The organism is bacterium, assembly GCA_024224155.1.
In the GTDB taxonomy this organism is placed as follows: domain Bacteria; phylum Acidobacteriota; class Thermoanaerobaculia; order Multivoradales; family JAHEKO01; genus CALZIK01.
In genome coordinates this window covers 1-7,683 of record JAAENP010000496.1, presented here as the reverse complement: position 1 = coordinate 7,683, position 7,683 = coordinate 1, and the positions used below count along the sequence as shown (strand labels likewise).

Below are 7,683 nucleotides of genomic sequence, written 5' to 3'. Positions count from 1 at the left end.
CGCGCTTCGGCTTCGATTCACGGAATCTCATGTCGTTGGGGTGTGATGTCTGAGCCGGTGAGCTCACTCGCCGTGAGAGCACGGCTAGCTCAAGCAGGCGCCGCCGCGAGGAGATCCAGCACGGAGGCCTCGGTCTCTTCTCTCTTGGCCCGCTCGATTCTCGCCTCCGACTCGAACGCTTCGCCCGTCCCCCAGGGGGCTCGGCACGAGCGCTTTTGACAGTGGTACGAAGTCCGCGACCGGTTTGCGCGACGTGGCGCGCAGGCGAGGGCCGACTCTCTGCAGACCTTCTAGCCCGAGCCGGCCCCTGGGGGATGACCCGCTCGAGCGCCCTCAGCCGGGCGAGTTCACGGGAGAACCCTGCTCATGACTGAGAGATACTTCCACCATGCCCTCGACTCCAGCCGAGCGACTGCGCGAGCGCATCCGGCGTGACGGGCCGATTCCGTTCGCCGACGTCATGGAAGAGGCGCTCTACGGCGAGGGCGGTTACTACGCCCGGAACGAGCTGCCGATTGGCGAGGACGGTGACTTCGTCACCGGATCGTCTCATTCGCCGCTCTTCGGCCGAACCACCGCCGAGCTCTTGCGCCGGTTCGACCGGGAGCTCGGCCGGCCGGCGGACTATCTCGAAGCCGGCTACGGCAGCGGCGCTCATCTCAGGGCGGTGATCGAGGCCTCGACGGCGATGGAGAGAGTGCGGCGCTGGCTCGCCTACGATCGGATCGTCCGGGCCGTGCCGAGCGACGTCGAGGTCGCGGAGTCGGTCAAGAGGTGGCCCGAGCGGTCGGTCAGTGGACTGATCTTCTCCTACGAGCTCTTTGACGCCTTGCCGGTGAACCGGTTGATCCGGTCCGGCTCTGAGCTGCGGGAGCTCGGAGTCGTCTTGGGCTCCGAGGGCAAGTTCACATGGTCCGAGATGCCGCTTTCGGATCCGGCCCTCGGGAGTTTGGTTCAGGCCGAGCTCGAGCCCGGCCAGATCGCCGACGTCGCGGACTGGGGCGCGAGCTACCAGGAGCTGGCGAGCCGCCTCGACAGGGGCCTGATCGTTACCTGCGACTACGGCTATCCCCGGGATCGGCTGTTCGATGTTCGGGTCAGGAGGAACGGAACCCTTGCCTGCTACCGTCGCCAGCAGGTGCACCGGGACGCTCTGCGAGAGGTGGGGAGCCAGGATCTGACCGCGCATGTCGACTTCACCGCCCTGATCGAGGCCGGTGAATCCGCGGGTCTCGAGACGATCGTGCTGACTCGTCAAGCCGCCTGGTTGGCCGCGCTGGGTCTTCTCGACGGCATGGGCGAGAGGCCGCCTGCCGAGCGGCTGGCAGCCATGACCCTGCTCGATCTGGACGGCATGGGGGAGGACATCCGGGTCCTGGTCCAGGCCCGGGGGGTGAACGTCGAGGCGCTGGTCGACGTGTCCCTTCTCGGGCCGGGCGGCTAGCGGTATGCGGCGCCCAAGAGGCAGGCATCGGGTAGACGGTCGAGACCCTTCGCTTCGCTCGAGGGCAAGCGGAGCTCGACCGCTATAGAGTTCGATGGCGCGTCGACGGTTCGCGGCTTCGAAGACCAGTCGGGAGGGGAGACGCGGGACGGCCGGCACTGTGTCTGAAGGGCCGGCCGCGTGCCTCTTGCGAGCGAGGTCCTCCGAGCGAGAAGAGCGCACCGGCGGCCTGCTATCGGCACGGATTACGTCAGAGACTCGGACGCCAGACGGCTGTTGAACCGCCTGGGTACCTTAAGTACAATGGCTCGGCTTCCGGGCAAGGTATTTCAATAGCATGGCGACCCCAGCGAGTCGTGTCCGGTCTGCGCACTTTGTCGATGGTCAACTACCTACCTATCCTGGTCTTCATCGTCATTGCGGCGCTGTTTCTCGTGGCGACGCTGATCGCGGCCCGGTTGTTTCGGCACGGTGGTCGCGGCCTGACCAACCGGGAGCCCTACGAGTGCGGCAACGAGGCCGACTCCTTGGCGCACGACCATCGGTTCTCGATTCGGTATTACTTGATAGCCGTCCTGTTCGTCGTGTTCGACGTCGAGACGATCTTTCTTTTTCCGTGGGCAGTGATGTTCGACAAGCTGGCTCTCTTCGGCTTCATCGAGATGATGGTCTTTCTGGGAATACTGGTCATCGGCTACGTGTACGTTTGGAACCGGGGAGCTCTCAATTGGGCGTAAGCGACTCCATCGACTCGAACATTCTCACTACGACCTACGACAAGATCTTCAACTGGGCTCGCCGCTCGGCGATCTGGCCCATGCAGTTCGGCCTGGCCTGCTGTGCCATCGAGATGATGGCGGTGCTCGATCCGCGCCACGATATGTCCCGCTTCGGAGCGGAGGTCTTTCGCGCAAGTCCGCGTCAGAGCGATTTGATGATCGTGGCCGGGACGGTGACCGAGAAGATGGCTCCGATCGTGCGCCGGCTGTGGGACCAGATGCCGGAGCCCAAGTGGGCGATCGCCATGGGAGCGTGCGCCACGTGCGGCGGCCCCTATCGGACCTATGCGGTCACTCAAGGCGTCGACCGAATCATCCCGGTCGATGTCTACGTGCCCGGTTGCCCGCCGAGGCCGGAAGCCCTTCTGTGGGGCCTGCTTCACCTGCAGCGCAAGATCGACCGCATGTCGGTGGTCGAGAACAAGAAGGAACGACTGCTGGTGGGCCAGTCGACCGCATGAGCGAGAACGACGAAAAGAAGCCTCCGGGAGACGAAGGTCCCCCGCTAGCGGGCGGCGACGCCGACGCCGAGGCGCGGGCCAAGGCGGAGGCGGAAGCCAAGAAGAAGGCAGTCGCGGAGGCCAAGGCCAAGGCCGCGGCCGAGGCGAAAGCGAAGAAGGCCGCCGAGGAGGCGGCCAAGCCGGTCTGGGAGCGAGATCCGGCGCCACCGACTCCTGCCGACGCAGCGGAAGACGATTTCGTTCGAGCGCTTTCCGGCGCTCACGACGGAGCGATCGAGAGCGCCACGCAGCGCGGCGATGAGTTGACTCTCGAGATCGCGCGTGACCGTATCGCCGAGATCTGCGCCGGGCTCAAGAAAGAGCACGGCTACGACCTGCTGGTTGACATCTGTGGTGTCGACTATCCCAGTCGCGAGGACGCGAGATTCGAGGTCGTTTACCACGTCTACAGCCTCGAGCAGAACCATAGGCTGCGACTCAAGGTTCGGGCGGCGGAAGGCGAAGAGGTGCCGACCGTTACGACCGTCTGGCGCGGCGCCGATTGGTGCGAGCGGGAGGCCTACGACATGTACGGGATCCGGTTCGCGGGTCATCCCGACATGACGCGCATCCTGCTCTGGGAAGGGTTCCACGGCCACCCCTTGCGCAAAGACTTCCCGATCGAGGGACTCGACACCGGCGCGGCGATCTATCCCGAATACTACGAAGAGGAAGCCGGTCCGGTTGCCGGGACCGGCACGGGCTGGAAGCCGCCCGAGCCACCCGAACCCGAGCCTGAGGCCCCGCAAGGCGACACCGGAGAAGGCACCGCGGAGCCGACTTCCTAGAGAAGCATGGATATCCACGACACTTCCACCGTCGAGCGCGAGACCCTTTTCGGTCTCGAGGAGATGGAGCTCAACTTCGGGCCCCAGCATCCTTCGACGCATGGCGTCCTGAGAATGAAGCTCAAGGTCGACGGTGAGCGCATTGTCGACTGCTACCCGATTATCGGCTACCTCCATCGCGGCACGGAGAAGCTCTTCGAGCTCCACCCTTTCTTTCAGAACGTGCCCCACACGGACCGCATCGACTACGTCGCCGCGGCGACCAACAACCTGGCCTATGTCGGAGCGGTTGAGAAGCTCGTCGGTCTGACTCCGCCGCCGCGGGCGCGCTACATCCGCACGATCCTGGCGGAGCTGCAGCGGATCTCGAGCCACCTTCTGTGGCTGGCGACTCATGCCATCGATATCGGCGCGATGACGCCGTTTTTCTACACCTTCCGTGAACGCGAGATCATCCTGGATCTTTTCGAGGAGTACTGCGGAGCGCGGTTGACGCTCAACTGCATGCGCCCCGGGGGGCAGCCTTACGATCTGACAATCGGCTGGGCGGAGCGCTGCGCCGAGTTCATCGGCACCTTCCCGGAGAAGATCGAAGAGTACGAGGGCCTGCTCACCAACAATCGGATCTGGAAGAAGCGCACGGTCGGGGTAGGGGTCCTGCCGCCGGAGGTAGCGCTCGAGTACGGCGTGACCGGACCCATGCTTCGAGCGAGCGGCATCGATTGGGACCTGCGCAAGGCGAAGCCCTACGAAGCCTACGGTGAGGTCGATTTCGAAGTGCCGGTCTACTACAACTGCGACACCTACGATCGCTACCTGCAACGCATGGACGAGATGCGTGAGAGCACCAAGATTGTCGGGCAATGTCTGGAGAAGCTGCCCGATGGTCCGATCATGGCGAAGAAGCTGCGCGTTCTCAAAGCGCCCAAGGATTGTGAGGCCTATCACTCGATCGAGGGGCCCAAGGGCGAGATCGGTTTCTATATCGTCGGCGATGGCAAGCCGAACCCATACCGGTGTCGAGTTCGTCCACCGTGTTTCATGAATCTCCAGGTGCTGCCGGTTCTTGCCAAGGGGCAGCTCCTGGCGGATATGGTAGCGATCATCGGCACCGTTGACATTGTCCTGGGGGAGATCGATCGCTGATGCTCGGACCCCTGCAACCGGTTCACGACCTGCTCGGTCCGACGCTGTTTTTCTACGCCTTGTCGCCGGCGATCAAGATCGCGGCGGTGGTGTTTGTGGGCGTCCTACCACTGATCAGCTACTTGGTCCTGGCCGAGCGCAAGATCCTGGGCTTCATGCAGGTGAGGCTGGGCCCGAATCGGGTAGGTCCCTGGGGGCTCTTCCAGCCGATTGCCGACATCATGAAGCTCCTGGTCAAAGAGGATGTGATCCCGAATCGAGCGGTCAAGTGGGCGTTCATCCTGGCCCCTTGCCTGGTCGTGGCTCCGGCGCTGGTGATTCTCTCGGTGATTCCGTTCGGGCCGCCCGCGGCCCAAGAGGGCGGGCTGAACTTCATGATCACCGATATCAACGTCGGTGTGCTGTTCGTGGTCGCGCTCGCGACGATCGGAGTCTACGGCTTGATCATCGGAGGCTGGGCTTCGAACTCGAAGTTCTCCCTCCTGGGTGGTCTGCGCTCGGCGGCGCAGATGATCTCCTATGAGGTGCCGCAGGGCTTTGCGATCGTGGGGCCGCTGCTGCTCGCCGGCACGATGTCACTGACCGGCATCGTCGAGGCGCAGCGAGACAGCGGGATGTGGTTCGTTTTTCCGCAGATCTTGGCGTTCTTCATCTATCTGGTCGCCGGCGTCGCGGAATCGAATCGCAATCCGTTCGATCTTCCTGAAGCCGAGTCGGAGTTGGTCGCGGGTTTTCACACCGAATACACAGGCATGCGATTCGCGCTGTTCTTTCTGGGCGAGTACGCCAACATGATTGTCGTCTCGGCGCTTGCGGTCACGCTCTTTTTCGGTGGCTGGCTGCGCCCATTTCCGAACGTCGAGGCGCTGGCCTTCCTGGATCTCGCCTTCTTGCCCGCGGGACTCGTCGGCTTGATCTGGTTCTCGATCAAGCTCGGCGCATTTCTCTTTATGTACATCTGGTTTCGTGGGACCTTCCCCCGCTACCGCTTCGATCAACTCATGGACCTGGGTTGGAAGTGGCTGATCCCGCTTTCGCTCTTCAACGTCTTCGCGACGGGACTGATCAAGATTCTCAGGTAGGACTCAACCGATGAGCGTAGCCAAGGGCTTTCTCGAGCGTTTCATGCTCCTCGACCTTTTTGCGGGGTTGAGCATTACGTTCCGGACCATGTTCAAGAAGAAGGTCACGGTTCAGTATCCGGAGGAGCGTCTGGAGCCGGCTCACCGCTTCCGCGGCATGTTCAGGTTGGACGAGGACCGCTGCATCAAGTGCACGCTGTGCGCTCGCGACTGCCCGATCGACATCATCTATATCGACTGGCATCAGGAGATGAATCCGGCGACGGAGAAGAAGGAGAAGGTTCTCGACCGCTTTGACATCGACGTTCAACGCTGCATGTTCTGCGGCCTGTGCGAAGAAGCCTGTCCCACCGAGCCCAAGTCGATCTGGTTGAGCTCGAAGACCTACGAGCTGGCGTCCTACGAGCGCTGGCAGAACCTCTATGTCGACATCGACGAATTGCAGGAGTGGAAGATAAGGCCGGAATACACCGATGAGGAGGTCACGTGATGAGCGCGGATCGCACCTCATCTAGCCCCGGCTTCGGCTCCTCCCTGCCTGCGGCGTACATCACGTACGCCTCGGTAGGTCGTCGTCGCAGGCGGGCCGATCTGAGGCACGCTTCACGCTCATCATGGTGCTCCGTTGGCACGAAGTGCCTGGCTGTTGGGGAGGTCTCTTGGAGTTCCTGACCGTACACGGGCCGGCGATCCTGTTCTATCTGTTTGCAGCGGTTGCGGTGGTGGCGGCGTGTTTCGTGATCACGATGCGCAACCCGATGTATGGCGCCATCGCCCTGCTGGTGACGTTCTTGAGCCTTGCTTCGCTCTTTCTGCTGCGCCACGCGGAGTTCCTGGCGTTTGTCCAGGTGTTCGTCTACGGCGGCGGCATCATGGTCCTGTTTCTCTTCGTGATCATGTTGGTGAATCTTCATCGGTTGAAGGAGTCACGGCTGTTTGGCCAGAACGCCCCATTGGCGGTGATCGTGGGCCTGCTACTCCTCGGGCTGTTCGGGACCCTCTTCGTCGGCATGGCGTTTGCGCCCACCCAGGCCGCGCCTCCCGCTTTCGTCGAGGTCGACGGAGAGGCCTTGGGGAACTCCCAGGCGGTCGCCTGGAGTCTCTATCGGGACTACCTGTTGCCGTTCGAGATCGTCTCGGTATTCCTGTTGGTGGCCATGATCGGCGCCGTGGTTCTGGGGAGAAAGCAGTAGCGATGCTGGAAATCGGTACGCAGCACTACCTGGTTCTGAGCTTCGTTCTATTCGCGATCGGGGTTACCGGGATTCTCGTGCGACGCAACATGATCACCGTCTTGATGTCGATCGAGCTGGTGCTCAATGCGGCCAACTTGAACTTGATTGCGTTCTCGTTTCAGCACGGCAACCTAACGGGGCAGATCTTCGTGATCTTCACCATTGCGGTGGCCGCCGGTGAGGCGGCTGTGGGCCTCGGGATTCTCCTGGCTCTTTTCAGACTGCGCAGTACGACCCAGCTTGACAGCGCCAGGGAGCTCCTGGGATGAGGGACTGGATCTGGCTCGTTCCCCTGCTGCCGTTCGTCGGAGCGTTTCTCAACGGGGTGGTATTGCGCAATCGGGTCTCGAAGACCGGAGCGACCTGGATCGCCTGCGGATCGGTCGGAGCTGCACTCTTGGTCGCCCTCGGAGTGATCGGTGAGTTTCTGACCAGCGGCCAGGAGGTCTTCGAGAAGATCGTCTATCTGTGGATTCCGGCCGGGTTGCTCGAGATCGCAGGCGCGACCCACGCCGCCGATGCCGCCGATAGCGTCGCCAGACTAGCGGACCTTCAGATTCCGATGGGCTTTCTGCTGGACCCGTTGTCGTCGGTGATGATGTTCGTGGTGACGTTCGTGGGTTTTTGGATCCACGTGTACTCGGTGGGCTACATGGGTCACGAGTCGGGCTACCAGCGTTACTTCGTGTACATGAATCTGTTCATGGGT

Annotated in this window: 10 protein-coding genes; all 10 read left to right on the top strand. The window is 62.5% G+C overall.

Annotation, left to right across the window (positions count from 1 at the left end; genetic code table 11):
* Positions 1-388: 388 nt before the first annotated feature.
* On the top strand, positions 389-1,444 hold the full coding sequence (locus GY769_23475; GenBank protein ID MCP4204880.1) for a hypothetical protein: 1,056 nt from the start codon (positions 389-391) through the stop codon (positions 1,442-1,444).
* 380 nt (positions 1,445-1,824) lie between these two features.
* Positions 1,825-2,181: an NAD(P)H-quinone oxidoreductase subunit 3 gene (gene ndhC, locus GY769_23470; protein MCP4204879.1), complete on the top strand. Its 357-nt coding sequence runs from the start codon at positions 1,825-1,827 to the stop codon at positions 2,179-2,181.
* Complete coding sequence (locus GY769_23465) at positions 2,151-2,684, top strand: NADH-quinone oxidoreductase subunit B (GenBank protein ID MCP4204878.1); 534 nt, start codon at positions 2,151-2,153, stop codon at positions 2,682-2,684. The genes ndhC and GY769_23465 overlap by 31 nt, the downstream gene beginning before the upstream one ends.
* A 272-nt stretch (positions 2,685-2,956) precedes the next feature.
* On the top strand, positions 2,957-3,511 hold the full coding sequence (locus GY769_23460) for an NADH-quinone oxidoreductase subunit C (GenBank protein ID MCP4204877.1): 555 nt from the start codon (positions 2,957-2,959) through the stop codon (positions 3,509-3,511).
* Between the two features lie 6 nt (positions 3,512-3,517).
* Complete coding sequence (locus tag GY769_23455; GenBank protein ID MCP4204876.1) at positions 3,518-4,657, top strand: NADH-quinone oxidoreductase subunit D; 1,140 nt, start codon at positions 3,518-3,520, stop codon at positions 4,655-4,657.
* Positions 4,657-5,739, top strand: coding sequence for an NADH-quinone oxidoreductase subunit NuoH (gene nuoH / locus GY769_23450; protein MCP4204875.1), 1,083 nt, complete (start codon positions 4,657-4,659; stop codon positions 5,737-5,739). The genes GY769_23455 and nuoH overlap by 1 nt, the downstream gene beginning before the upstream one ends.
* Positions 5,740-5,749: 10 nt before the next feature.
* Positions 5,750-6,229: an NADH-quinone oxidoreductase subunit I gene (locus GY769_23445; GenBank protein MCP4204874.1), complete on the top strand. Its 480-nt coding sequence runs from the start codon at positions 5,750-5,752 to the stop codon at positions 6,227-6,229.
* 169 nt (positions 6,230-6,398) lie between these two features.
* Positions 6,399-6,932 carry an NADH-quinone oxidoreductase subunit J gene (locus GY769_23440; GenBank protein ID MCP4204873.1) on the top strand — a complete coding sequence of 178 codons (534 nt, stop codon included), beginning with the start codon at positions 6,399-6,401 and terminating at the stop codon, positions 6,930-6,932.
* Between the two features lie 5 nt (positions 6,933-6,937).
* Complete coding sequence (gene nuoK / locus GY769_23435) at positions 6,938-7,243, top strand: NADH-quinone oxidoreductase subunit NuoK (GenBank protein ID MCP4204872.1); 306 nt, start codon at positions 6,938-6,940, stop codon at positions 7,241-7,243.
* A partial coding sequence (locus tag GY769_23430; protein MCP4204871.1) for a hypothetical protein occupies positions 7,240-7,683 on the top strand: 444 nt, incomplete at its 3' end. The genes nuoK and GY769_23430, both read left to right, overlap by 4 nt.